Here is a 21,695-nt window from a genome sequence, read left to right as displayed (position 1 = left end):
CGGCACCTGGCCGGATGCAACGGCAAGAAAACAGCAATTTGATTGACGAGTAACAGGCAGGAAATGACGCCGTCCGGCGTGTTTTCATCCCCACGTACCAGCTTTAGCACTGCATAACGTATCCGGCATGCCGGAAGCCACTTGGGTTGACACCTTAATCCGATGAAAACTGTCCTGATCTTGGGCGTCTCTGGACGTCGTGAGATCAGTGGCCTGTGTTTATGCAGGAGCCTCGCCTAACGAGATGCTGCGAACATTGATTGCACGGCGCTACCGTGCGGGCGGCATCATCTGCCCAGGCGCAGGTCGAGTCAAGGCAAACGGGCCCCTGGCAACGGGTTGTTACAAATTGGCCGGACGGCGGGCCTTTCATGAAACGAGGCTCCCCCGTGCGTGGCACGGGGGAGCCTGCGGTCAACGGATGAACGTCAGCGGATATAGTCGAAGAGGGTCAGCTTGCTTATCTTGCTGAAGGCGAGCTGGGAGGCGCTCATGGCTGCATCCTCCTTGGAGAGGGCCGCGATCACCTCGTACATGTCCGCCTCGGACACCTTGGCCCGCGCCTGCTGGTTCAGGGTGCTGAGTCCGTCGTTGGAGCTCATCACCTGCTCCAGGCTGTTCATCCTTCCCCCCAGCTCCCCCAGCCCCCGGTCTATCTTGGTTCTGGCGTTGCTCATGTGGGTGGTGGCATCGGAGACCGCCAGCTGGAAATCGCTCTCGGACAGGGTCGGATCGCGCATGGCGGAGATGAAATCGGACATGCCATTGAGGATGTTGTCGTTTTTCGGGGTATCCAGCACGAAGTTCTGGGTCGCCGACCCCGCAGGGAGGTCGAGGGTGAGCGCCAGGCCGTTGAAGGGGATCTTGTTGCCCGCCACATAGTCGCCGCTTTGCAGCAGGGTGCCACCGCTGTCACGGATCTCGTAGGTGTCCGGCGGCCCGGCCAGGGTGCTGACCGCATACTGGTTGCTCGGCAGGGAAGCATCATAGTTGTTGCGATAGAAGCTCTCGAAGTTCCCCTGATCCGCCACCGACACCTGGATGTTGCCACTGGCGGCGCTGGCGGTGCGCCGGGTCGCCACCATCTCGAACAGATCGAAACCGGAGTCGTTGGCCGGGATCTGCACCGTGGGAGAGACCTGGATGTTGCGCTGCCCCGTGTCCCCCTGAAACACATAGTTGCCGCTGGCATCCTTGACGAAGGGCTGGGTCTTGCTCTGATTGCCGCCGAAGATGTACTCCCCCTGAGAGTTCTTGCTGTTCATCAGGTCGAACATCTGCTTTTGCAGCCCCTCCAGTTCGCTCGCGATGGCGTTGCGCTCCTCGGAGCCCATGGCGGAGTTGTTCGCCTTCTGGATCAGGGTCTGGGCACTCAGCATGGCGTTGTTGAGGGAGGTGAGCACCGTCTCCTCGTGGCCCAGGCTGTTCTCCAGCAGGCTGCCGTTGACGCCGTACTGCTTGAAGAGATCGATCTCCTTGGTCAGCGCCATCTTCTGGCTCATGCCGGCCGGGTCCTCCCCGGAACGGGAGAATTTATCCCCCGTCATCAACTGGTTGTAGGCGGTGTTCTGGCGCTCGCTCACCTTGCTCATGGAGGCAAGATTGCGGTCATAGATCATGTTGGTGGTGATGCGCATGACTTACCTCACGGAGGAGAGCAGGGTGTCGAAGATGGTCTTGGCGGTATTCACTATCTGGGCCGAGGCCGCATAGGACTGCTGGAAGCGGATGAGGTTGGCCGCCTCCTCCTCCAGATTGACGCCGGAGACACTCTCGAAGATGGCGGTACTCTGGGTCAGCTTCGCCTCGTTGGCCTGCAACAGGGTCTTGGCCTGGCTGGTCTTGTTGCCAATGCCGCTCACCAGACCCGAGTAGGCATCGTTGAAGGTCATCTTGTCGTTGCTGGTGGCGGCGTTGTTGTTCTTGCGCACCAGCTCCTTGTTCTGCAGCTCCGCCAGCGCCAGGCCGTTGGCGTTGTCCGCAAAGCCATCCTTGTTGTAGCTGAGCGTGAAGCTGTCGCTGGCCTCCACCTTGCCGGTGATGCTGAACTCATAGCCCGGGCTCTGGGTCGGATCGGCGTAGACCTTGGGCCCCCCCAGGGGGCTCTCGAGGGCGGCCATCAGGTTCTTTCCCTTGCTGGAGGCGGGGGCCACACCGAGCAGGTTGTTGTTCTTGTCATAGACCTCGTAGTTGCCGCTGCCGTCGATCTTGATGACCTGGGGTGCACTCGGGTCCAGAGTGTTGGTGCCAAAACCCGAACCCGTGCCGGTGTTGTAGACACCGCCCAGCGTTATCTCGCCCGAGCCCAGGTTCTGGGATCCCTTGTCCGCCTTCAGGGGGGATGCCAGCGCGATATCCTCGGGACGGGTGATCGCCTGCTCCAGGTTGGCAGCCGCATTCCGGGTGGGTTGCAACAAGATCTTGTCACCCGCGACCGGAGTGCCGGAGAGATCGATTTCGATGCCGTGCCCCGCCACCTCGAAGGTGGCTGGCGGCGTGGTCCCCGTGGCGAGCGAGGTACGCTGCCCGCTACCGTCGATGGAGAATACCTCGTAACCGGTGGCGCTGTTGAACCGCACCTCGTAGTCGAAGGTGGTGACCTCGCTCCCCTTGCCGGGGACGAAGTTGACGCTGGCCGCCCCGTTACCCTGGTTGCTGGCGTAGGGCAGCCCCTGGCTTCCCTTGAGGGTGAAGAGATCCCCCCCAAGCTCGTTGTCGAGATCCATCCCCAGCCGGTTCTGCTGGTTCATGGCATCCCCCAGGGCGACGGCCAGCTGCCCCAGCTCCCGCTTGGCGGGCTCCAGATCCCGGCGCGCGGTGAAGAGGCCACCGATGGCACCGCCAATATCCTGGTCGTTGATGCTGGCCTGGTTCTTGCCCAGGGTCAGCTGCAGGGAAGGCTCACGGGAATCCGGGTCCCCCGGCACCACCTTGAACTGGGCCACGCCGCCATCGAGCACCAGGGAGTGCCCTGTGCTCATGTTGACCAGCATGCTGCCATTGGGCTGGGTCACGGTGCGGATCTCCATCTTCTCGGAGAGCTGGCGAATGGCCTCATCCCGCTGATCGAACAGCATCAGGTTCTCTTCAGGGGAGCCCTGGGTGCGGACGATGGCCTGGTTCAGATCGTTGATGCTGTTCAGCAGGCTGTTCACCCTGTCCGTCTCGTCCCCTATGGTGGCGTTGATGGTATCGGACTGCTTGTCGAGCTGGGCGGAGAGGGTATGGAATCTGTCCACCATGCCGCTCAGTTCACTCAGGGTCGTCTTGCGCCCCCCGATCTCGGACGGTGACTCGTTGGCGGTGTGGAAAGCCTTGAAATAGGAGGTGATGGTGGTCCCCACGCTGTTGCTGGCATCACCGAGCAGGCTGTCGAGCCGGAACAGTTGATCGTAGCGGGTGTTGGCCGCCTGATAGGCGGACGTATCCCGGCGCACCTCGGCCTGGGCATAGGCGTTGATGATGCGCTCGCTCACCATGTCCCCCGTCCCCAATCCGACGGAATTGGTGTAGATCAGGGTGCGTTCACGTACATAGCCCTGGCTATTGACGTTCACTATGTTGTTGCTGGTGGTCTGCAGCAGTCGCTGCTGGGCCAACACACCCGAGGTCCCAATTCCAAGCAGATCGCTTGCCATAGCTTACAGCTCCATCTCTGTGTTCCTGTCTGCAATGTTGCCGGGCGTCGAGTAACCGGCGATGGCATCACTGCGCAACACTTGTTTAAGTTTCCTGGCGTACTGGGGATCGGTGGCATAACCGGCCTGCTGCAACGCCTCGAAGTAACGTTCCGGGCTGTCCACCTTGGCCAGCGCCCCCTTGTAGCGACTCCCAGAGGTCAGGAAATCCACGTAGTCGTTGAAGCTCTCTTCGAACGACTCGTAGGAGCGAAACGCCGCCTTCTGGCGCGAGGCCACCCCTTGCTCGTATTCCAGGGTGCTCACCACCGCCTTGGGGCCTTCCCAACGCGGATCGGCCTTGATGCCGAACAGGTTGTGCGTCACGTTTCCGTCTGCATCCTTGATCACCCGCTTGCCCCAGCCACTCTCAAGGGCGGCCTGGGCCACCAGCACCGCCGGGCTCAACCCCAGCTTGTCCGCCGCCTTCTTGGCCAGCGGCATCAGCCTGTCGACGAACTCTTCCGGGCTGTCAAACACCTTGGCGCTGCCATCCAGGGCCGAAGGCCTCTGGCTGCTGCCCATGGGCGGCACGGTGCGGTGGGGGCGTCTTGGCATGGCCAGCGGACGCTCGGCCCCATTCAGCTCACCCTTCATTTCGTTATCAGCAAAATCTTTGCCAACTTTGGAGGCAGCAATCAGATCGTTGGAGGCACTGGGGGGTTGATAGGGCTTGTAGACCCGCTCGGTACGCTGGGGCAGCTTGAGTACCCGGCCATCCTTATGGGTGAAGGTCTGCTCGGGTGAGAGCTGCCTGGCCACCATCTCGGCGATGCCCAGCCCCCCCTTGCTCGACATGTCGGCAACCCGCTGCTCGTCCAGCATCCCTTCATAGAACTGGGTGTAGCTGCTGTTCATCGGGTTGCCCTCGGTGAGCACCGAGTTGGCCTGGCGCATCCCCTTGAACAGGGTCTGGGTGAAGATGGATTCGAACTGGCGGGCGGCCGCCATCAGGGCCCCTTGCTTCCCCTCCTTGCTCAGGCTCATCTGGCGCAGTTTGTCCAGGTTCTGGACGTCCTGCACCATGCCAATATTGATACCGCTCTGGGTGTCGAACTCTGCCATAACCTACCTCTTTGCCGCCCGTGGCAACCGCTTGCCGTTCACGAAATTACAGAATGACCAGTTGGCCCTGGATCGCGCCCGCCTGCTGCAGCGCCTCCAGGATCGCCATCAGATCCCCGGGGGCGACCCCCACCTGGTTCACCGCCCGCACCAGGTCGTCCAGGGTCGCGCCGGTATCGAGCTTGAACATCCGACCGGGATCCTGCTGCACGTTGATGGTGGAGTTGTTGGTGACCGCCGTCTGCCCGCCAGCGAGCGGATTGGGTTGGGAGACCTGCTGGTTCTCGGCGATGGTGACCGTCAGCCCACCGTGGCTGATGGCCGCCGGGCGCAGCTTGACCTCGCTGCCGATGACGATGGTCCCGGTGCGCGAATTCACGATGATCTTGGCGGACTCGCTCGCCGGGTCCACTTCCAGGTTCTCGATGGTGGAGAGGTAGGAGACCCGCTGGGCCGGATCCCGCGGTGCGAATACCTTGATGGAGGTGGCGTCCATCGCCTGGGCGGTGTTCGGACCCACCAGATCGTTGACCACGTCCGCCAGACGGCGGGCGGTGGTGAAGTCCGGCCGGTTCAGGTTGAAGGTGATGGTGTCGCCCTGGCTGAAGGAGTTGGGAACCTCCCGCTCCACGGTCGCCCCGTTGGCAATGCGCCCCACTGTGGGCGTGTTCACCACCACCTTGGAGCCGTCCGCCCCTTCGGCCCCGAGGCCACCGACCACCAGGCTGCCCTGGGCTACCGCATAGACGCGGCCATCCAGCCCTTTCAGGAAGGTCTGGAGCAGGGTGCCGCCACGCAGGCTCTTCGCCTCGCCGATGGCGGAGACGGTGACGTCTATGGTCTGACCCGGCTTGGAGAAGGGGGGCAGATCCGCGTGGATGGCTACCGGTGCCACGTCCTTGATCTTGGGCTTGATGTTGTCAGGCACCTTGATGCCGAAGTTGTTGAGCATGGTCCTGAAGGTCTGCTCGGTGAAGGCGTTGTTCTTCTCCCCCGTGCCGGGCAGGCCCACCACCAGACCGTAACCGATCAGCTGGTTGCTGCGCACTCCTTCCACCGAGGCGAGGTCCTTGATGCGGGATGCGTGCGCCAGCCCGAAGGGCAGCAGGCAGCACAGCAGGGCAAGCAGACGGAATCGGTTCATGACATCTCCTAACAAAACCTTCCTGATCCAGGGCCCGTGAACGCCCCGGACTCTTGAGTCTTAAATGGGCCACCAGGGGCCGTTGAAGAAGCTGGTGAGCCAGCCCTGTTCCTGGGTGTTCGCCAGATCCCCGGTACCGCCGTAATAGATACGCGCATTGGCCACCCGCTGGGAGGAGACGCTGTTTTCCGAGCTCACGTCCTCCGGGCGCACCAGACCGGTGATACGGATGTATTCGTTGCCATTGTTGAGCATGATCCACTTCTCGCCGCGCACCAGCAGGTTGCCGTTTGGCAGTACCTTGACCACGCTGACCGAGATGTTGCCCTGCAGGCTGTTGCTCTGATCCGCCTTGGCCTGCCCCTTGAATGCACTGTTCTGGCCGATGGAGGCCGACAGATCGTAGGGCCCCGCCGTGACCGGCACCCCACCCAGGGTGACGGGGTCGAGCGCCAGCTTGTTGTCCTTGCCGCTCTGGGTGTTGGCCTTTTTCGACGCCGAGGTCGACTCCGCCAACTGGATGGTGATGATGTCACCCACCCGGTGCGCCTTGATGTCCGAGTAGATGCCGTTGACCTGCTCGGGCTGGAAGATGGCGCCGGTCGGGCGCACCGACACCGGCTCCGACTCCCCGTAGACGGGGGCGAAATCCGGGTCATCCGGTTTGGCGGTATTGGGGGTACTGGTACAACCCGCCAGCGTCAGCAGTCCCAGCATCCATATGGCTTTCATCATGACACTCCTTTCATCAGGTCCGCTGGGTCAGGAAGGACATCATGGAGTCGACGGCGGAGATGACCTTGGAGTTCATCTCGTAGACCCGCTGAGCCTGGATGAGATTCACCAGCTCCTCGGTCACGTTGACGTTGGAGGTCTCCAGCATCCCCTGCTTGATCACCCCCAGCCCGTCCGCACCGGCAGTCCCCTGAATGGGTGCGCCGCTGGACTGGGTCTCGAGGAAGAGGTTCTCCCCCATGGGCTGCAGGCCGGTGGGGTTGACGAAGTCCGTGGTGTTGATCTGGCCCACCACCTGGGATTGGCCATCCCCCTTGAGCTGGACGGAGACCTGGCCATCCTCCCCCACGGTGACGCTCTGGGCGTTCTCGGGGATCTGGATCTCCGGTTGCAGCGGGTAACCGTTGCCCGGGGTGACGATGGTCCCCTCGTCGTTCAGGGTGAACTGGCCGTTACGGGTATAGGCGGCGCTGCCATCGGGCAGCTGGATTTCGAAGTAGCCGCGGCCGCTGATCATCAGATCAAGGGAGTTGTCCGTGGTCTGGACGTTGCCCTGACTGTGGTTTTTCTGGGTGGCGACCACCTTGGCCCCCGCCCCCAGCATCAGGCCGGAAGGGAGCTCTGTGTCCGCCGAGGAGCGACCGCCAGGCTGGTTGATATTCTGATAAAGCAGATCCTCGAAGATGGCCCGCGCCTTCTTGTAGCCCACTGTGCTGGCGTTCGCCAGGTTGTTCGAGGTGACCGAGATGTTGGTCTGCTGGGCATCGAGGCCAGTCTTGCTGATCCAGAGTGCAGGATTCATGGGGTGCTCCTTGATTAGCTGATACGCAGCAGCTGGGTTTGTGCCTCGTCGTTCTCCTCGGCGGTCTTCATGATCTTGACCTGAGTTTCAAACTGACGTTGCAAGCGAATAAGGTTGGTCATCTCGTCGACCACGTTGACGTTGCTCCCCTCGAGGGAGCCGGCGATCAGGCCCACATCCGCAGACGCGGCCTCACTCTGGCCATCCTTGCGGCGAAACAGACCGTCCTGGCCTTTCTCCACCGCATCTGCCGCCGGGTTGACCAGCTTGATGCGCTGGAAATCTTCCGGCAGGTTGGCGGCTGCCCCCTCGGGGCGGCCGCTGATGGTACCGTCACGATTGATCTCAATTTTCTCCATGGGCAGGGGCAGCACGATGGGCTGACCGGCATCATCCACCACATTCAGACCGGTGGAAGTCTGCAGATTGCCGGTGGCATTGAGCTGCAGGTTGCCCATGCGGGTATAGGCTTCCGCGCCGTTGGGATCCTGCACCGCAATCCAGCCTGGCCCATCGACGGCAACGTCAAGATCCCGACCCGTGGTCATCAGCATGCCGTGCTGCAGGTTCTGGCCCGGCCGCTCGGTCATGGCGAACACCCGCGTGGGCAGCCCTTCACCAAACGCCTGCATGCTGCGCGCCTGCTCGAAGTCGGACTTGAAGCCAATGGTGTTGGCGTTGGCAAGGTTGTTGCCACGAACAGCCAGGCTGTTCATGTTCTCCTTGGCCCCGGACATGGCGATGTAAAGCAGGTGATCCATGGGATCCTCCGTCAAACAGATGACTCTCACAGCTCAACTGCAAGTTGAATGCCAAGAGAGATGACGAAGACGGAATGAAAGGAGGAAATGAGGCGGGACGGAAATGACAAGGGGCGCCAAAGCGCCCCTGCCAACTACCCGCCGTCTTAGCGGATCTGCAATATGTTCTGCTGCAGGGAGCTGTTCACTTCCAGGGAACGGGAGTTCGCCTGGAAGTTGCGCTGGGCAGTGATGAGATCGACCAGCTCGGTAGTGAGGTCCACGTTGGACTGCTCCAGCGCCGACGACTTGATGGAGCCGAACGTGCCGGAGTTCGGGGTGCCGGGCAAAGCATCGCCAGAGAGCAGGGACTGGCGCCAGGAGGTGTCGCCGACCTGGGTGAGCCCCTGGGCATTGGCAAACTTCGCCATGGCCACCATGGCCACCTTGACGGTGGTGGCGTTGCTGTAAGTGGCGGAGACAATGCCATCCGCCCCGATCTCCACCTTGGTCAGGCGACCGACGGTGGAGCCGTCCTGGGTCAGCTTGCTCACTTCAAAGGGGGAGGCGTACTGGGTCACGGTACCAAGCTTGAACTCAATCTCCTGGGTGCCATCGGCGCCATTGGTGATGATACCAGCCCCTGTCGCCCCCAGGGGTTCCGTCTTGATGACCGCCGGGGTGGTGGGTGTGACCATCTTGCCGGAGGCATCGAAGGTCACCCGGGCGCTCAGGGGAGCCTGGCTCAGACCGGTCGCCATGGTGGTGGCCGTACCGCCTACGATGTCGATGGGCTTGTCCCCTTCATAGAGGTACATACGCCAGGCAGTCGGCACCGCCGCTTGGGTAGGATCGGCCGGATCCGCTTCCTTGGTGAAGTACTGGGTGATCGTGTGTGGCTCGCCCAGGGAGTCATAGACCACCACGGAAGTAGAGGAGGAGTAGGTGGTCGAGTCCGTGGGATCGAATTTGGAGGCATTGACATCCATCAGCGTTTTCGTGCTGGAAGGCAGGTTGAAACCAGCCTCGACCGTCGTGGTCTGCACCGGCTCACCGGCCTTGTCCGGGATCTGGATGGGCTTGGTAGCGTTGATGCTCACCGCCTTGGGGGTGCCGTCAGAGTTGATCTCGTACCCTTGCAGATAACCGCCGGAGTTGCTGACCATGTAGCTGCTTTCATTGAGCTTGAAGGCGCCCGCACGGGTGTAGGTGCGATCCAGGTTGGTCAGGCCGTCCGAGGTCACGAAGAAGCCGTTGCCCTGGATGGCGAGATCCAGCGCGTTGTTGGTGAATTGCAGCGCGCCCTGGTGGAACTGCTGGGCCACAGCGCCAGTCGCCACCCCGTTGCCGACCTGGGTCTTGGCGTTGACGAAGATGGAGTTGGCGTAGACGTCGGCAAACTCGGCACGGGACTCCTTGAAGCCGGTGGTATTGACGTTGGCAATGTTGTTCGCGGTGACGTTCAGGTCTTTTTGAGCCGCATTGATGCCGCTGAGGGCATTGTTGAATGACATGTCTTTCTCCTTAGATCACTGCGTTAGAGGACGAAGCCGACTGGGTGGTGGTCTTGCCGGTCGTCGCGCCAATTTCCAATACATCGGTCAGGTAGATGCCACCCAGTCCCTTGAGTTTGAGGGTGCTGGGGTTGGTGCTCGTTCCCAGGGTGACGCTCTCCACCTTGGCGTAAGTCAGGGCGGGGACGCTCTCCGACTTGCCGTCGACGGTGGCATGCGCCTCTATCGAATACTTGCCGCTCTTGGCCTCGTTGCCGGACTTGTCCTTGCCATCCCATTCGAAGGCCACGTTCCCCTTGTGGCTCCCTTCGATGGCGAACTCCCTGATGACCTGGCCGCTCTCGTCCTTCACCGTCACCTTGATGTTGCTGCCGCCATCGCCGGTGGCGATGACCCCCGTGAGGGTGCCCCCCTTCTCCACGTAACCCGTGTTGGACGGGATCAGCACGTTCTGCCCCACCAGCGCGGAGGCCTGCAGCGCCTGGCTGGAGGTCATCAGGCTGTTGAGGCTCTCCATCTGGGTGGAGAGACTGCTGATCCCCTGAGACGTCGACATCGAGGTCATCTGGGAAAGCATCTGGGCGTTGTCCACCGGTTTGAACGGATCCTGATAGGAGAGCTGCATGGTCAGCAGCTTCAGGAAGGACTCCTGATCCAGCTCCTTTTTCTGGGTACTGGTGTTGGCCGTACTGGTCTGGGCCGACGTCGTCCGGTTGACACCCAGCAGGCTGTCATAGGTATCTGCCACTTATGCTCCCCCCTCTAGGGCGTGCCCACTGGGCCGATTGTTGCCGCCTGGCAGGCGATCACGGGTCACTCTCATCCGGGTTCACCTCTGTCAGGACTTGCCCAGACCCAGGGTCTGCTGCAACATTTTCTTGGCCGCATCGGCCACCTGGACGTTGGTCTGGTAGCTGCGCGACGCCGCTATCATGTCCGCCATCTCTTCCACCATGTTGACGTTCGGCTTGAAGATGAAGCCATCCTTGTCCGCCATGGGGTGATTCGGGTTGTACTCCTTGAGCAGGGGCGCATCACTCTCGACGATGCCCTTCACATCCACCCCGACCGAGGCCTGCTTGTCGGACATGGCCTGATCCAGCTGGGCGGCAAAGACTGGCCGCCTGGCGTGGTAAGTTTTTTCCACGCTGGAGCTGACACTGTCAGCGTTGGCCATGTTGCTCGCCACCGTGTTGAGGCGAACGGACTGCGCGCTCATGGCAGAGCCTGCAATGTCAAAGACCTTGAACAAACTCATCCTTGCTCTCCTTTCAGTGCCTTGAGCAGGCCGCTTATCTTGCTGTTCATGAATTCAAGGGAGGCCTGGTATTCGAGGCTGTTGCGCAGGAACTCGCTGCGCTCCTGCTGCACGTCCACCGTGTTGCCGTCACCGGTATCCGGTTGCAGGGGATTGCGGTACTGGGTCGTGCCCGGGGTATCCATCTGCAAGGCGAAGTGCTTCTCGCTGGTGGTGCTGAGCCCGAACCCTTGCTGGCCCTGGGCATCCTGCAACGCCTGTGAGAAGTCGATGTCACGGGCCTTGAAGCCCGGCGTGTCCGCATTGGCGATGTTGCTGGACAACACCTCGGCACGCTTGGCGCGCACGCTCAGCGTGTACTGATGAACACCGAATGCCTTGTCGAATGAAATTGCCATAGCACACCTCCTGCTTCATGAATATTTAGCAAGAGGTGTGCCAAGAGGGTATTGAGCGGGGTTATTTGACCTTGTAGACGATGCCGGGGTTGCAGCGGATCATCTCGAACTTGTCGGTGAGGCCGGCCAGAGACTCAGAGGCCCCCAGCATCAGGTAGCCGCCAGGATTGAGGCTGCTGGCGAACTGGTTGAGGATCTTGGATTTCACTTCGGGCGCAAAGTAGATGAGCACGTTGCGGCAGAAGATGATGTCAAACTTGCCGAGCAGGCTGTAGCTCTCCAGCAGGTTGAGGGGACGGAAGCTGGTCAATTTTCTGACACGCTCCACCACCCGCATCTTGTTGTCGCCACAGGGTTCGAAAAAGAGTCGCTTGCGCTCGGGGGAGAGCCCGCGAGCCAGCGCCAGGCTGTCGTAGACCCCCTCCTTGCACTGGTTGAGCATGGTGCTGGAGATATCGGTACCCACTATCTGCACCCCGCCCGGCAAGGTACCCGGCCGCTTGACTTGCTGCTCCAGCGCCGTCATGGCGATGGAGTAGGGTTCCTGCCCGGATGAAGAGGCGGCAGACCATATCTTGATGGGACGACCGCTCTTGCCAAGCTCCGGGAAAATCTTGTCGCTCAGCAGCTGGAACGGATAGGTATCGCGAAACCACAGGGTCTCGTTGGTGGTCATGGCATCGACCACCGCCATCTTGAGCTCCCGCTCGCGCACGCTCATCGCCCGGGTGACCAGATCAGACAGACTCTCGATACCAAACTGAGTCATCAAGGGCGACAGGCGGCTCTTGACCAGATACTGTTTGTTGTCACCCAGCACTATGCCGCTCTGTTGCGCCAGAAAATTGCTGAATTGCCTGTATAAGTCGTCCGAAAGTGTCTTCATGCAGTTGTTCTTCTTGATTAGAGAGCGCCTTGTACGGCCTTGGCCAATTCATCCGGCTGGAATTTGGCAATGAAATTGTTCGCTCCGACTTTCTGCACCATGGCCTGATTGAACACCCCACTGAGGGAAGTGTGCAGGATAACATGCAAATCCTTGAGGTTGGGATTGTTGCGGATCTCGGCGGTGAAGGTATAACCGTCCATCTCCGGCATCTCGATGTCCGAAATGACCAGGGCTATCTGATCCTTGATGGGACCGTTCTTGGACATCTCCAGCAACATGTTGAGCGCTTCCCGTCCATCCTTGGCCAGCACGCACTGCACCCCGATAGCCTCCAGTGCCCGTTGAACCTGCTTGCGCGCAACCGAAGAGTCGTCCGCAACCAGCACGGGACGCCCGTGAGGATTGCGCTTCACGCTTGCTTCCACCAGTTCGGTGGACACCTCGGTGGAGACCGGCGAGATCTCGTTGAGAATGCGCTCCACGTCCAGGATCTCCACCAGCTCACCATCTACCTCGGTCACCGCCGTCATGTAGTTGATGCGACCTGCCCCTTTGGGTGGCGGCAGGATGGACTCCCAGTTCATGTTGATGATGCGCTCGACCGAGTGGACCAGGAACCCCTGAATGGAACGGTTGTACTCGGAGATGATGATGAAGCACTTGGAAAGGTCCTGGATGGGGCGCTTGCCCATCGCCATGCTGAGATCGATCACCGAGATGGTCTGGCCACGGATATGTGCCACGCCGCGAATGCAGGAGTTGAGCTTGGGCATGACGGTCAGAGGGGGACACTGCAGCACCTCGCGTACCTTGAATACGTTGATGCCAAATCTTTGACGTCCATTGAGACGAAACAACAGCAGCTCCAGCCTGTTTTGTCCCACTAGCTGGGTTCGCTGGTTGACCGAGTCCAGAATACTCGCCATAAACACTCCCTAAAAATGCTTGGCACTGATCGTGCATGTCATTATGCATGCACATTGGCTTGCATCAGATCATCGTTGTTTCAACAACCGAATAATTCTGGAGCAAGCATAGTTAACCGGGAATTCAGATAATAAGTGCGACACTCATGGATGAATGGCGAGAGGTGGCCAACTGCTGATTGGTGGTACCCTTCTGCTCGCCAAAGTAAAAGCAGTATCACCATGAGCTATCAGCAGTTGACCGAGGGGCAACGATACCAGTTATCGGTGCTTCGCGCACAGGGGATGTCCATCCTTGCCACCGCACGCGCCATTGGCGTTCATCGCTCCACCCTCTACCGGGAGCTGCGTCGTAACGCCGGGCCGCAGGGCTACCAGCCAGACAATGCGCATCAGCACGCCACCCACCGACGGGCCAGTGCGGCCAAATCTCGGCTATCTGCCGATGTCATCCAGTTTGTCGAGCTGACACTCGCCTGGTGGTGGAGCCCGGAGCAGATAAGCGCGGTGGGCAAGCAGATAGGCCTCATGGTGAGTCACGAGTGGATATACCGCCATGTGGCCGCCGACAAAGCCCGGGGTGGCCAGTTGTACCGCCATCTGCGCCAGGGCCACAAGCGCTACCGCAAGGGGGCGAGCAGCCTGCGTTCTCCCATCAAGGAAGCCCGCTCTATTGATGAACGGCCGGCTATCGTCGATAGCCGGGAGCGGCTCGGTGATTGGGAGGCGGACACGGTGCTGGGCAAGCAAGGCACAGGTGCACTGGTCACCCTGGTGGAGCGCAAGAGCCGGCTCTATCTGGTCAAGCGGGTCGCGAGCAAACAGGCTGGGGTGGTGCGGGATGCGATAATCGAGATGTTAACGCCCTACATCGAGCAGGTGCATACCATCACCTTTGACAACGGCGGCGAGTTTGCCGAACACAAGGCGATAGAGGAAGCGCTGGGTGCCGAGACTTACTTTGCGCACCCTTACTCTTCGTGGGAGCGCGGTCTGAACGAGAACAGCAATGGGCTGTTGAGGCAGTTTATCCCAAAGGGAACAGACCTGAGAGAGGTCACGGACGAGGATGTCAGGAGAGCGGAGCAGTGGCTCAACCTACGACCTCGGAAATGTCTCGGATTCAGGCAGCCTGTCAAGGTATTCGAAGAGTACCGTCAGGCGGCATAGGCGAGTGTCGCACTTCGAAGTTGAATTCGCGAACTACGGTGGTATACGTGAATAACTTATCGACCGGTAAGCAAAAATGATTAGTAGACTTTTCCTTATCTTACTGCCGTTTTGCAGTCTGTCTCACGCCATGGCGTCCGAGGTCACCGACTATTTGCAAGAACAGGCACAGGCGTTCGTGCTCGACCAGCTCGATATTCCCCTCGATGCACAGGCCGACGTCAAGGCCGGTACCATTGACGAGCGTCTCCCCCTCACGCACTGCGAAGATGCCCTCACCATTTCCCTCCCCGCCAGGATGGAGATCCGTCGCAACACCACCGTCTACCTCAAGTGCGAGGGAGACAAATCCTGGGATCTCTATCTACCGGTCCGGGTCAGCATCCAGAAACCCTATGTCACCGTCGCCGTCCCGGTTGCCAAGGGAGACATTTTGAGTGAACCCATGCTGACCCTGGCATACCAGGACCAGACCCTGATCCGTGGCGACTACCTTACCGACCCGACCGCCCTCATCGGGGTACGCAGCAAGCGTGAGCTCAAACCGGGCCAGCCAATCAGGCTCACCCAGGTATGCGTGGTCTGCAAAGGGGACCAGGTCACCCTGAGCGCCGAAAACAGCAGCATGCAGATCAAAACCATGGCCCGCGCCTTGCAAGATGGCAGCTTCGGAGACATGATCCGGCTTGTCAACACGCGCTCGGGCAGAACGGTGCAAGGCCAGGTCAGTGCAGTGGGTTCCGTGGTCGTGACATTCTGACACATGATGCACTGCGCAATTTTTTTCTAAAGTTCTGACCGCCGTCACCGATATACAGGTAAGCGAACAGCAAAGCAGACGAAGGTAAACCTTATGGCTATCAACAATATCAACAACTTGGCTAACAACCGCCTGCAAAACAGCGGCAGCAGTCAAGGTGTAGCCACCAAGTCGGCGACCTCCAGCGAGAGCAGCCGTGCGACGACCGTCAAGAGCGACTCTGTCTCCTTGACCAGTGAGGCGCAGCAATTGCAACAGATGCAGAAGACCCTCAACACCGCCTCCACCGGTAACGAGAGCCGCGTCGAGAGCCTGAAGAAGGCCGTGGCCAGTGGGGAGTACAAGGTCAACAGCGAAGCCGTGGCCAGAAAGATGTTCAGCTTCGAAGCCGATCTGGATAAACGGTTGGGATGATGGACCTCCCTTCGCTGCTGCGCGCTCAGGATGACAACCTCTCCCAGATGCAAGGCTTGCTGGCAGAAGAGTTCGACCTGCTCAAGGCTCACCGGGCCCTTGCCTTGCCGGCACTCGCCGATCGCAAGCAGCAACTGCTGGTGGCCATCGAGACGCTGGACAAGACTCTGGCGGAGCTACCCGACCTGCAGCAACAGCTGGGCGCCTTCCCGACCCAATTGCAGGCCCTGCAAGCCAAGCTGGAAGCCTGTCAGGAGCAGAACAACCTCAACGGTCGTCTGCTCGAACTCAGCATTGTCTCCAATCGCCGTCTCGCCAGCTTCCTCAGCAAGCTCAGAGACAGCAGCTCCCTGACTTATGACGCCAAGGGCAATACCCGCTCGGGCACCCGCTCTTTCGGGATCAAGGCCTGATCTCCTCTCCCCCTTCTGATTTCCTCTCCTTGTCAGCCCCTAGTCAGAGCACCAGCTGCATCAGGGTTTCTCCATCCTTGCAGGCATGGATGCTCATGCAGCCCTCGTCATAGCGCCCATAACTGGCCACCCACTCGTCCCTTGGAAAACAGATAGACCCCGGGTTCATCAGGAAAATCTCTCCCTCCTGGCGCAGCACAGGCACATGGGTATGACCGCTGATGAACAGGCTCCCTGCTGGCAGGGGCACGTTGCCGGGCTCATAGAGATGACCGTGGCTGACAAACCAGCGCCGCCCATCCACCAGCAGCTGGTTGTAGGGCGCCGTGATGGGGAAGTGGAGCAGCATCTGGTCCACCTCCGAATCACAATTGCCACGCACCGCCATGATGCGGGGGGCCAGCTGGTTGAGCCTTGCCGCCACGGCGGCAGGATCATACCCCGCCGGCACCGGATTACGCGGCCCGTGATTGAGCAGATCCCCGAGCAGCAGATAGTGATCAGGCTGCCAGGGAACGAGTTGCGCCAGCACCTGCTCGAGGGCAGTCAGACTGCCGTGCAGATCCGAGATAATGGCAATCTTCATTCCACACTCCTCATGGCTGGCTGAAATAGAGATCCTTGGTGGCGATGGCGCCCTTGAGGTTGCGGCTCGGCAAGCCGCGCAGTGCCGGGTCCACCAGTCGCATCTGGTTGTAGTGATAGACGGGGATGACGGGCACCTCCTCCATCAGCAGTTGCTCGGCCTGATGATAGATCCCGGACCGGGCGTTGGCATCCAGGGTCTCGGAGGCCTGCTGCAGCAGACCATCGAAGGCGGGGTTGCAGTAGCCGCTCTCGTTCTGGGGATCCTGGCAGCGGAAACTGCCAAGCATGGACGACGGCTCGACATAATCACCAAACAAAAATGAACGAGCCAGCATGAAATCACCACTGTCCTTGGCGACCTGATAGGCATTCCACTCCATGTTGTTGAGAGAGACCTCGACCCCCAGCGGTTTCCACATGGCCGCCACCGCCAGGGCCAGCTTCTTGTGGTTCTCCGACGTGTTGTAGGTCAGCGTCAGCCTGAGGGGATGGGCGCTGTTGTAGCCCGCCTGGGCCAACAGTGCGGCGGCCCGGGCCAACCGGGTCGGCTGGTCTTCCCGGGAGAGGGGGATATCCAGCTCGTCATAACCCGGCATGGCGGGCAGCAGTGACCAGGCAGAGCGCTCCCCCTGGCCGCTCACCTTCTCGGTCAGCAGGTGGCGATCGATGGCCATGGAGAGCGCCTGGCGCACCCGCACATCCTGCAACTCGGGGCGATTGAGATTGAAAGTGTAAAGATAGGTGCCAAGCAGCGGCAGACCCCAGATCCGCTCCGGTGCCTCCTGCATGGTCTTCTGGTAGTACTCCAGCGCCACCTTGTTGGTGAGCTGGATCTCCCCCGCTTCGTAACGCAGGCGCTCCCCATGCTGGGAAGCGAGCGGCAGGTAGGTCACCCGCTGGATCCGGGTATGGGCGTCATCCCAGTACTGGGGGTTGCGTTCGGCTTCGATGCGCTCGTTCACCACCCAGCTCGCCAGCTTGTAGGGGCCATTGCTCACCATCTTGCCTGGCTGGGTCCACTGCTTGCCAAACTGGGCGATGACCCGCTCGTTGACCGGCACGAAGGGGCGCTGGCTGACCAGTTGCAGGAAATAGGGAACGGGGCGCTCCAGGGTCACTTTCAGGATCTGGTCGCTTTCTGCCTCCACCCCCAGGGCATCGAGGTCGAGCGCCCCGGCATAGATGGACTGGGCATTGTTGATGCCGGTCGCCAGCAGCAGGCCGGCGGAGGGGGAAGCCTGCGCCGGGTTCAGCAGCCGCCGCCAGGCGTAGACGAAATCCCGGGCGGTGAGGGGCTCACCGTTGGACCATTTGAGCTGGGGACGCAGGAAGAAGCGCCACACCAGCCCATCCTCGCTGGTCTCCCAGCGCTGGGCCTGGGCGGGCACTATCTTGCCCTGACCATCCTCGCTCACCAGCCCCTCGAACAGGTCCACCAGCACCACCTCCCCCGGGAAACCGGAGCGGATCAGGGCCGGATCGAGGGACTCGGGTTCGGCGCCATTGCCCTTGACCAGGGTCTGCCTGTCCGACAGCACGGGCTGCTGCACCACGGTAGTGGCCTGAAGCGGCGGCACCGCCATCAACCCGAACAGCAAGGGAGAGAGCCAGCGGCGGGCTGGCCTGGCGGCGAAACGGTAAAACATGACATCAACCTCGTTCAATTCTTTTGACTGCAATGGGGGGAAGGCCGGCGGCGCGCCTGGAACCGAATGCATCATGCCGCGCTTGTTATCCCCGAAGACGACCCGTATTGTATCGGGCCTGCCCGATAGAGGGAGTCTTTCGGGCTATTTTTTTCAAGGTTTTATGACGACACGGCCGCCACGGGTGGGCGCAATTGCCAGAAGGCGCACTCCCCTGCCCCCTTGGCAATCGCCCCGGGGCGATGTGTCGCCTGCAAGTCCGGTTGTCGTCTACCGTTTCAGGGGTCTTTATGGGTTACGAATGGCTGGCGCTGGCTGCCGCCAGTTTATGGGCGATCGCCGCCCTCATCTCCGTCAAACCGGCTCGCCATCTGGGGGCCTTTGCCTACAGCCGCTGGCGGATGTTCCTGGTCAGCCTGATGCTGGCCAGCGCAAGTCTGGTGACGGGAGGCTGGCAGACCCTCACCGAGAGCGCCCTTCCCCTGCTGGCCCTCTCCGGCCTCATCGGCATCTTCGTCGGCGACACCGCCCTCTTTGCCTGCATGAACCGGCTCGGCCCCAGGCGCAGCGGTCTGCTCTTCTCCTGCCACGCCCTCTTCTCCGCCCTGCTCGGGCTCTGGCTCTTTGGCGAGCGGCTCGATGGTTGGCGCCTGCCAGGCGCCTTGCTGGTCCTGGCCGGGGTCATGCTCGCCATCCTGTTTGGTCGTCGTGGCGACAACCAGCAGAACGAATGGGAGCAGGTGCGCGGCCGCCTCGTGGTCGGCATAGCCCTTGGCCTCACCGCAGCCCTGTGCCAGAGCCTCGGAGCCATCATCGCCAAGCCGGTGATGATGAGCGGCACCGTGGACGCGGTGAGCGCTTCCGGCGTGCGCATGGGCAGCGCCCTCTTGGCACACTGCGTCTTGCGGGCACTGCGCCTGCCGCTCGCCATGCCGCACAACCCCATCAACCGGCAGGTGCTCGGCATGATAGGCATCAACGGATTTCTGGCGATGACGCTGGGAATGACCCTGATCCTGGTGGCCCTGCGTCAGGGAGATGTGGGCATGGTGGCCATCTTGTCTTCCACCACACCGGTCATTCTGCTGCCCTTGCTGTGGTGGCACTCGGGGATGCGTCCCTCGCTCCCCGCCTGGGCCGGAGCCCTGCTGGCCACCCTGGGCACGGCCCTGGTGCTGGGAATGGGGAACTGAGCCCCGTCTCTCCTGCAAGAAGGAAGGACCAACACGCCCATCGGCGGCACTGAGCCGCCGATACTCCCCCTTGCCGGACAGGGAGAGAGGCGATCGCGCCCCTAGAACAGAGCGACTTCCTCTTCGGTCAGCTCCCGGTATTCCCCCGGTGCCAGCTCATCGTCCAGAGCCAGATCGCCGATGCGTTCCCGATGCAGCCCGACCACCTTGTTGCCGATGGCGGCGAACATCCGCTTCACCTGGTGATACTTGCCCTCGTGGATGGTCAGGCGTGCTTCCCGCTCGTCAAGGATTTCCAGCTCCGCAGGGCGGGTCTTGTCGTTCTCGTTGCGCAGGTAGATACCGTCGGCAAAGAGCGAGATGGCCTCTTCACTCACGGGATCAGCCAGCCAGACGTGGTAGGTCTTCGCACACTCGTGCCGGGGCGACGTGATGCGATGGGACCACTGGCCGTCATCGGTGATCAGCACCAGCCCGGTGGTATCGAGATCGAGGCGTCCCACCACGTGCAGTTTGCCCATGGCCGGCTCGTCGAGCAGGTGGAACACCGTGGCGTGATCCGGGTCCTCGTTGGAGCAGACATATCCTTCCGGCTTGTGCAGCATGAAGTAGCGATTCTGCAGGTTCAGGGTCAAGGTCACACCGTCAAACTCGATCTGGTGTTGCTCATTGATGTGAAAGGCGGGCTGCTTGACCAGCACGCCGTCTACCAGCACTTCCCCCTGACGGATCAGCTTGCCCGCCTGGGAACGGGTCAAATCGGAGCAATCGCAAAGAAATTTGTCGAGCCGCATGCAAAAACCTCGGAATCCATCATGATTGGGGGCGACATTATATCGGTCAGACCCGACAACACCAGTACTAAGCGACAGGGACTCAAGATGGCGCCTGACGCCATGATGTGCCAGTGATAGACTGCCGTCAGCAGACCGACATCACACATAATAATAAGCCCAGGATGTACCCATGAAGCCGACGAAGTCTCACCCCGTCATCCCCGTCAGCCAGCTAAAACCTGGCATGTACGTCATTGCCATTGCCAGCCAGACCGGCGCCATGGAGATTGCCCAGACCGGCATGGTGACCAACCCCCAGCAGGTGGAGGCGCTGATCCGGCGCGGCGTGCTGACGGTGCGGGTGGATCTTGCCCGCAGCAAGCTGCCGGGAGGGGGCTCGGCAAGCCCGGCGGATGTGGTGACAAACGGGGCGGGCTCCTCTCGTCAGATCGGCAGTGGTGAAGGGCGCGAGCTCAAGATCCGTCGGCTCTATCAGGAAGCGCGCGAACTCCAGGGCAAGTTCATTCGCCATCTCAAGGCCGGAGAGCCCATCGACATCACGCCCCTTGCCGCCGTGGCCGAAGAGATGGTCGATACCATGTTCACCCACGGCGATGCCATGCTCTGTCTGGCGCGGATCCGTGCCAAGGATGCCTACCTGATGGAGCACTCCATGAATGTCGCCATCCTCCTGGCGAACTTCGGCCGCTACCTGGGGCTGGATCGCAGCGTGCTCAAGGAGCTTACCCTCGGTGGCCTGCTCCACGACGTGGGCAAGATCATGACCCCGGACGAGGTGCTCAACAAACCGGGCAAGCTCACCGATGAGGAGCTGGAGGTGATGCGCGAGCACGTGGTCCACAGCCACGACATCCTGGCCGCCACCGCCGGCATCACCCCCATCATGCTGGAGGTGGCCGCCAACCATCACGAGCGGATCGATGGCACTGGCTACCCGCGGCGCCTCAAGGGGGATCAGCTCTCCCTCTACACCCGCATGAGCGGCATCGTCGATGTCTACGATGCGGTGACGGCAGACAGGGTATACAAACAGGGCATGCAGCCAACCCAGGCGTTTCGCATTCTGCTCAAGGGGGTTGATCTGCATTTTGATGCCGACCTGGTAACCAGGTTCATCAAGTGCATGGGGGTCTATCCGGTGGGTACCCTGGTGCAGCTCTCCAACCAGCGCCTGGCCATCGTGATGCAGCGCAACGAACAGCAACCGCTCAAGCCCGTGGTCAAGGTGATCTATCACGCAGGCCATCGCCATTATCTCGAGGTGCAGTGGCTGGATCTCGCCAAAAACGGGGTTCAGGAGACCATAGAGAGCACGGTGGACCCCAAGGAGTTTGGCATCAACCTGGCCAACTTCGTCTAACCTGTCCGGCTTGTTGGCGGCTGCTCACGGCAATGGCGAATCAGGAACTCCTCATCCAGCGGGGAGAGATCGAAGCGCAGGCAGGCCTCTTCGATGGCCCGGATGTCGTGTTGATGGTGTTCGCTGAGCCAGCGCACCGCGCGGCGCAAGTCTTCACCATGGGGCAGCAGGGTATGGTCGCTCATGGAATACCTCCGGTCAGCCAT

At 61.0% G+C, this 21,695-nt stretch carries 23 protein-coding genes and 1 riboswitch; of the genes, 6 read left to right on the top strand and 17 right to left on the bottom strand.

Translation table 11 applies throughout. The features are described from left to right. Positions 1 to 81: 81 nt before the first annotated feature. Positions 82 to 251, bottom strand: a riboswitch (M-box (ykoK) riboswitch). 177 nt (positions 252 to 428) lie between these two features. The 13 genes from flgL to H7R73_RS08290 form a co-directional block, all read right to left on the bottom strand. Then, positions 429 to 1,637: a flagellar hook-associated protein FlgL gene (flgL, locus tag H7R73_RS08350; RefSeq protein WP_010675285.1), complete on the bottom strand. Its 1,209-nt coding sequence runs from the start codon at positions 1,635 to 1,637 to the stop codon at positions 429 to 431. A 3-nt stretch (positions 1,638 to 1,640) separates the two neighbouring features. After that, positions 1,641 to 3,638 carry a flagellar hook-associated protein FlgK gene (gene flgK, locus H7R73_RS08345; protein ID WP_161653624.1) on the bottom strand — a complete coding sequence of 666 codons (1,998 nt, stop codon included), beginning with the start codon at positions 3,636 to 3,638 and terminating at the stop codon, positions 1,641 to 1,643. Between the two features lie 3 nt (positions 3,639 to 3,641). Continuing rightward, on the bottom strand, positions 3,642 to 4,742 hold the full coding sequence (flgJ, locus tag H7R73_RS08340) for a flagellar assembly peptidoglycan hydrolase FlgJ (RefSeq protein ID WP_182951633.1): 1,101 nt from the start codon (positions 4,740 to 4,742) through the stop codon (positions 3,642 to 3,644). A 46-nt stretch (positions 4,743 to 4,788) separates the two neighbouring features. Continuing rightward, a complete protein-coding gene (locus H7R73_RS08335; RefSeq protein ID WP_010675288.1) occupies positions 4,789 to 5,886 on the bottom strand; it encodes a flagellar basal body P-ring protein FlgI in 1,098 nt (365 codons plus the stop codon). A gap of 60 nt (positions 5,887 to 5,946) precedes the next feature. After that, entirely contained in the window at positions 5,947 to 6,618 is a 672-nt protein-coding gene (gene flgH, locus H7R73_RS08330; RefSeq protein ID WP_010675289.1) for a flagellar basal body L-ring protein FlgH, read from the bottom strand. Positions 6,619 to 6,634: 16 nt separating this feature from the next. Continuing rightward, complete coding sequence (gene flgG / locus H7R73_RS08325; RefSeq protein WP_010675290.1) at positions 6,635 to 7,423, bottom strand: flagellar basal-body rod protein FlgG; 789 nt, start codon at positions 7,421 to 7,423, stop codon at positions 6,635 to 6,637. Positions 7,424 to 7,437: 14 nt separating this feature from the next. After that, positions 7,438 to 8,184 (bottom strand): flagellar basal-body rod protein FlgF, encoded by a 747-nt coding sequence (gene flgF, locus H7R73_RS08320; protein WP_039040234.1) that lies wholly within the window; start codon positions 8,182 to 8,184, stop codon positions 7,438 to 7,440. Between the two features lie 146 nt (positions 8,185 to 8,330). Continuing rightward, the gene (flgE, locus tag H7R73_RS08315; protein ID WP_039040233.1) at positions 8,331 to 9,677 is read right to left on the bottom strand and encodes a flagellar hook protein FlgE; all 1,347 of its coding nucleotides are present in this window, start codon (positions 9,675 to 9,677) and stop codon (positions 8,331 to 8,333) included. A 10-nt stretch (positions 9,678 to 9,687) separates the two neighbouring features. Next, complete coding sequence (locus H7R73_RS08310) at positions 9,688 to 10,425, bottom strand: flagellar hook assembly protein FlgD (protein ID WP_042017540.1); 738 nt, start codon at positions 10,423 to 10,425, stop codon at positions 9,688 to 9,690. A 90-nt stretch (positions 10,426 to 10,515) separates the two neighbouring features. Next, a complete protein-coding gene (flgC, locus tag H7R73_RS08305; RefSeq protein ID WP_005329775.1) occupies positions 10,516 to 10,935 on the bottom strand; it encodes a flagellar basal body rod protein FlgC in 420 nt (139 codons plus the stop codon). Next, positions 10,932 to 11,333, bottom strand: coding sequence for a flagellar basal body rod protein FlgB (flgB, locus tag H7R73_RS08300; RefSeq protein WP_010675294.1), 402 nt, complete (start codon positions 11,331 to 11,333; stop codon positions 10,932 to 10,934). The genes flgC and flgB overlap by 4 nt, the downstream gene beginning before the upstream one ends. 61 nt (positions 11,334 to 11,394) lie before the next feature. Continuing rightward, positions 11,395 to 12,219: a CheR family methyltransferase gene (locus H7R73_RS08295; RefSeq protein WP_010675295.1), complete on the bottom strand. Its 825-nt coding sequence runs from the start codon at positions 12,217 to 12,219 to the stop codon at positions 11,395 to 11,397. A 17-nt stretch (positions 12,220 to 12,236) separates the two neighbouring features. Further along, positions 12,237 to 13,148 (bottom strand): chemotaxis protein CheV, encoded by a 912-nt coding sequence (locus H7R73_RS08290; RefSeq protein ID WP_182951632.1) that lies wholly within the window; start codon positions 13,146 to 13,148, stop codon positions 12,237 to 12,239. A 222-nt stretch (positions 13,149 to 13,370) separates the two neighbouring features. Here H7R73_RS08290 and H7R73_RS08285 point away from each other — a divergent pair, with 222 nt between their 5' ends. The 4 genes from H7R73_RS08285 to H7R73_RS08270 all read left to right on the top strand — a co-directional run bounded on the left by H7R73_RS08285 (position 13,371) and on the right by H7R73_RS08270 (position 15,905). After that, positions 13,371 to 14,318, top strand: a complete 948-nt coding sequence (locus H7R73_RS08285) for an IS30-like element ISAs2 family transposase (RefSeq protein WP_019706001.1) — start codon at positions 13,371 to 13,373, stop codon at positions 14,316 to 14,318. 154 nt (positions 14,319 to 14,472) lie between these two features. Next, positions 14,473 to 15,078 (top strand): flagellar basal body P-ring formation chaperone FlgA, encoded by a 606-nt coding sequence (flgA, locus tag H7R73_RS08280; protein WP_318841347.1) that lies wholly within the window; start codon positions 14,473 to 14,475, stop codon positions 15,076 to 15,078. 93 nt (positions 15,079 to 15,171) lie between these two features. Then, positions 15,172 to 15,492: a flagellar biosynthesis anti-sigma factor FlgM gene (gene flgM / locus H7R73_RS08275; protein ID WP_010675298.1), complete on the top strand. Its 321-nt coding sequence runs from the start codon at positions 15,172 to 15,174 to the stop codon at positions 15,490 to 15,492. Next, positions 15,489 to 15,905, top strand: coding sequence for a flagella synthesis protein FlgN (locus H7R73_RS08270; RefSeq protein ID WP_039040232.1), 417 nt, complete (start codon positions 15,489 to 15,491; stop codon positions 15,903 to 15,905). Before flgM ends, H7R73_RS08270 begins: the two co-directional genes overlap by 4 nt. A 43-nt stretch (positions 15,906 to 15,948) precedes the next feature. Here H7R73_RS08270 and yfcE read toward each other — a convergent pair whose 3' ends face one another. Further along, complete coding sequence (gene yfcE, locus H7R73_RS08265; protein WP_182951630.1) at positions 15,949 to 16,491, bottom strand: phosphodiesterase; 543 nt, start codon at positions 16,489 to 16,491, stop codon at positions 15,949 to 15,951. 10 nt (positions 16,492 to 16,501) lie between these two features. Beyond that, positions 16,502 to 18,139 (bottom strand): peptide ABC transporter substrate-binding protein, encoded by a 1,638-nt coding sequence (locus H7R73_RS08260; protein ID WP_039040230.1) that lies wholly within the window; start codon positions 18,137 to 18,139, stop codon positions 16,502 to 16,504. 290 nt (positions 18,140 to 18,429) lie between these two features. On the opposite strand from H7R73_RS08260, the gene H7R73_RS08255 reads away from it, so the two are divergent. Further along, the gene (locus H7R73_RS08255) at positions 18,430 to 19,332 is read left to right on the top strand and encodes a DMT family transporter (RefSeq protein ID WP_010675302.1); all 903 of its coding nucleotides are present in this window, start codon (positions 18,430 to 18,432) and stop codon (positions 19,330 to 19,332) included. Between the two features lie 101 nt (positions 19,333 to 19,433). Here H7R73_RS08255 and rsuA read toward each other — a convergent pair whose 3' ends face one another. Beyond that, positions 19,434 to 20,126: a 16S rRNA pseudouridine(516) synthase RsuA gene (rsuA, locus tag H7R73_RS08250; RefSeq protein WP_039040228.1), complete on the bottom strand. Its 693-nt coding sequence runs from the start codon at positions 20,124 to 20,126 to the stop codon at positions 19,434 to 19,436. A gap of 172 nt (positions 20,127 to 20,298) precedes the next feature. Here rsuA and H7R73_RS08245 point away from each other — a divergent pair, with 172 nt between their 5' ends. Then, on the top strand, positions 20,299 to 21,489 hold the full coding sequence (locus H7R73_RS08245; protein WP_041214868.1) for an HD-GYP domain-containing protein: 1,191 nt from the start codon (positions 20,299 to 20,301) through the stop codon (positions 21,487 to 21,489). Here the strand turns inward: H7R73_RS08245 and H7R73_RS08240 are convergent. Further along, positions 21,486 to 21,674, bottom strand: coding sequence for a hypothetical protein (locus H7R73_RS08240; protein ID WP_010675305.1), 189 nt, complete (start codon positions 21,672 to 21,674; stop codon positions 21,486 to 21,488). The two genes, H7R73_RS08245 and H7R73_RS08240, sit on opposite strands and share 4 nt — an antisense overlap. Positions 21,675 to 21,695: the final 21 nt, after the last annotated feature.

Origin of the sequence: Aeromonas sp. WP2-W18-CRE-05 (assembly GCF_014168615.1) — a bacterium.
In the GTDB taxonomy this organism is placed as follows: Bacteria; Pseudomonadota; Gammaproteobacteria; order Enterobacterales; family Aeromonadaceae; genus Aeromonas; species Aeromonas caviae.
The sequence above is the reverse complement of the archived record's forward strand: the minus strand, read 5'-3'. Positions and strand labels throughout refer to the sequence as shown.

Excerpts from the sequence above, each read along its gene's own strand:
- flgL (WP_010675285.1), bottom strand. The coding sequence starts at position 1,637 with ATGCGCATCACCACCAACATGATCTATGACCGCAATCTTGCCTCCATG.
- flgK (WP_161653624.1), bottom strand. The coding sequence starts at position 3,638 with ATGGCAAGCGATCTGCTTGGAATTGGGACCTCGGGTGTGTTGGCCCAG.
- flgJ (WP_182951633.1), bottom strand. The coding sequence starts at position 4,742 with ATGGCAGAGTTCGACACCCAGAGCGGTATCAATATTGGCATGGTGCAG.
- H7R73_RS08335 (WP_010675288.1), bottom strand. The coding sequence starts at position 5,886 with ATGAACCGATTCCGTCTGCTTGCCCTGCTGTGCTGCCTGCTGCCCTTC.
- flgH (WP_010675289.1), bottom strand. The coding sequence starts at position 6,618 with ATGAAAGCCATATGGATGCTGGGACTGCTGACGCTGGCGGGTTGTACC.
- flgG (WP_010675290.1), bottom strand. The coding sequence starts at position 7,423 with ATGAATCCTGCACTCTGGATCAGCAAGACTGGCCTCGATGCCCAGCAG.
- flgF (WP_039040234.1), bottom strand. The coding sequence starts at position 8,184 with ATGGATCACCTGCTTTACATCGCCATGTCCGGGGCCAAGGAGAACATG.
- flgE (WP_039040233.1), bottom strand. The coding sequence starts at position 9,677 with ATGTCATTCAACAATGCCCTCAGCGGCATCAATGCGGCTCAAAAAGAC.
- flgC (WP_005329775.1), bottom strand. The coding sequence starts at position 10,935 with ATGAGTTTGTTCAAGGTCTTTGACATTGCAGGCTCTGCCATGAGCGCG.
- flgB (WP_010675294.1), bottom strand. The coding sequence starts at position 11,333 with ATGGCAATTTCATTCGACAAGGCATTCGGTGTTCATCAGTACACGCTG.
- H7R73_RS08295 (WP_010675295.1), bottom strand. The coding sequence starts at position 12,219 with ATGAAGACACTTTCGGACGACTTATACAGGCAATTCAGCAATTTTCTG.
- H7R73_RS08290 (WP_182951632.1), bottom strand. The coding sequence starts at position 13,148 with ATGGCGAGTATTCTGGACTCGGTCAACCAGCGAACCCAGCTAGTGGGA.
- H7R73_RS08285 (WP_019706001.1), top strand. The coding sequence starts at position 13,371 with ATGAGCTATCAGCAGTTGACCGAGGGGCAACGATACCAGTTATCGGTG.
- flgM (WP_010675298.1), top strand. The coding sequence starts at position 15,172 with ATGGCTATCAACAATATCAACAACTTGGCTAACAACCGCCTGCAAAAC.
- H7R73_RS08270 (WP_039040232.1), top strand. The coding sequence starts at position 15,489 with ATGATGGACCTCCCTTCGCTGCTGCGCGCTCAGGATGACAACCTCTCC.
- yfcE (WP_182951630.1), bottom strand. The coding sequence starts at position 16,491 with ATGAAGATTGCCATTATCTCGGATCTGCACGGCAGTCTGACTGCCCTC.
- H7R73_RS08260 (WP_039040230.1), bottom strand. The coding sequence starts at position 18,139 with ATGTTTTACCGTTTCGCCGCCAGGCCAGCCCGCCGCTGGCTCTCTCCC.
- H7R73_RS08255 (WP_010675302.1), top strand. The coding sequence starts at position 18,430 with ATGGGTTACGAATGGCTGGCGCTGGCTGCCGCCAGTTTATGGGCGATC.
- rsuA (WP_039040228.1), bottom strand. The coding sequence starts at position 20,126 with ATGCGGCTCGACAAATTTCTTTGCGATTGCTCCGATTTGACCCGTTCC.
- H7R73_RS08245 (WP_041214868.1), top strand. The coding sequence starts at position 20,299 with ATGAAGCCGACGAAGTCTCACCCCGTCATCCCCGTCAGCCAGCTAAAA.
- H7R73_RS08240 (WP_010675305.1), bottom strand. The coding sequence starts at position 21,674 with ATGAGCGACCATACCCTGCTGCCCCATGGTGAAGACTTGCGCCGCGCG.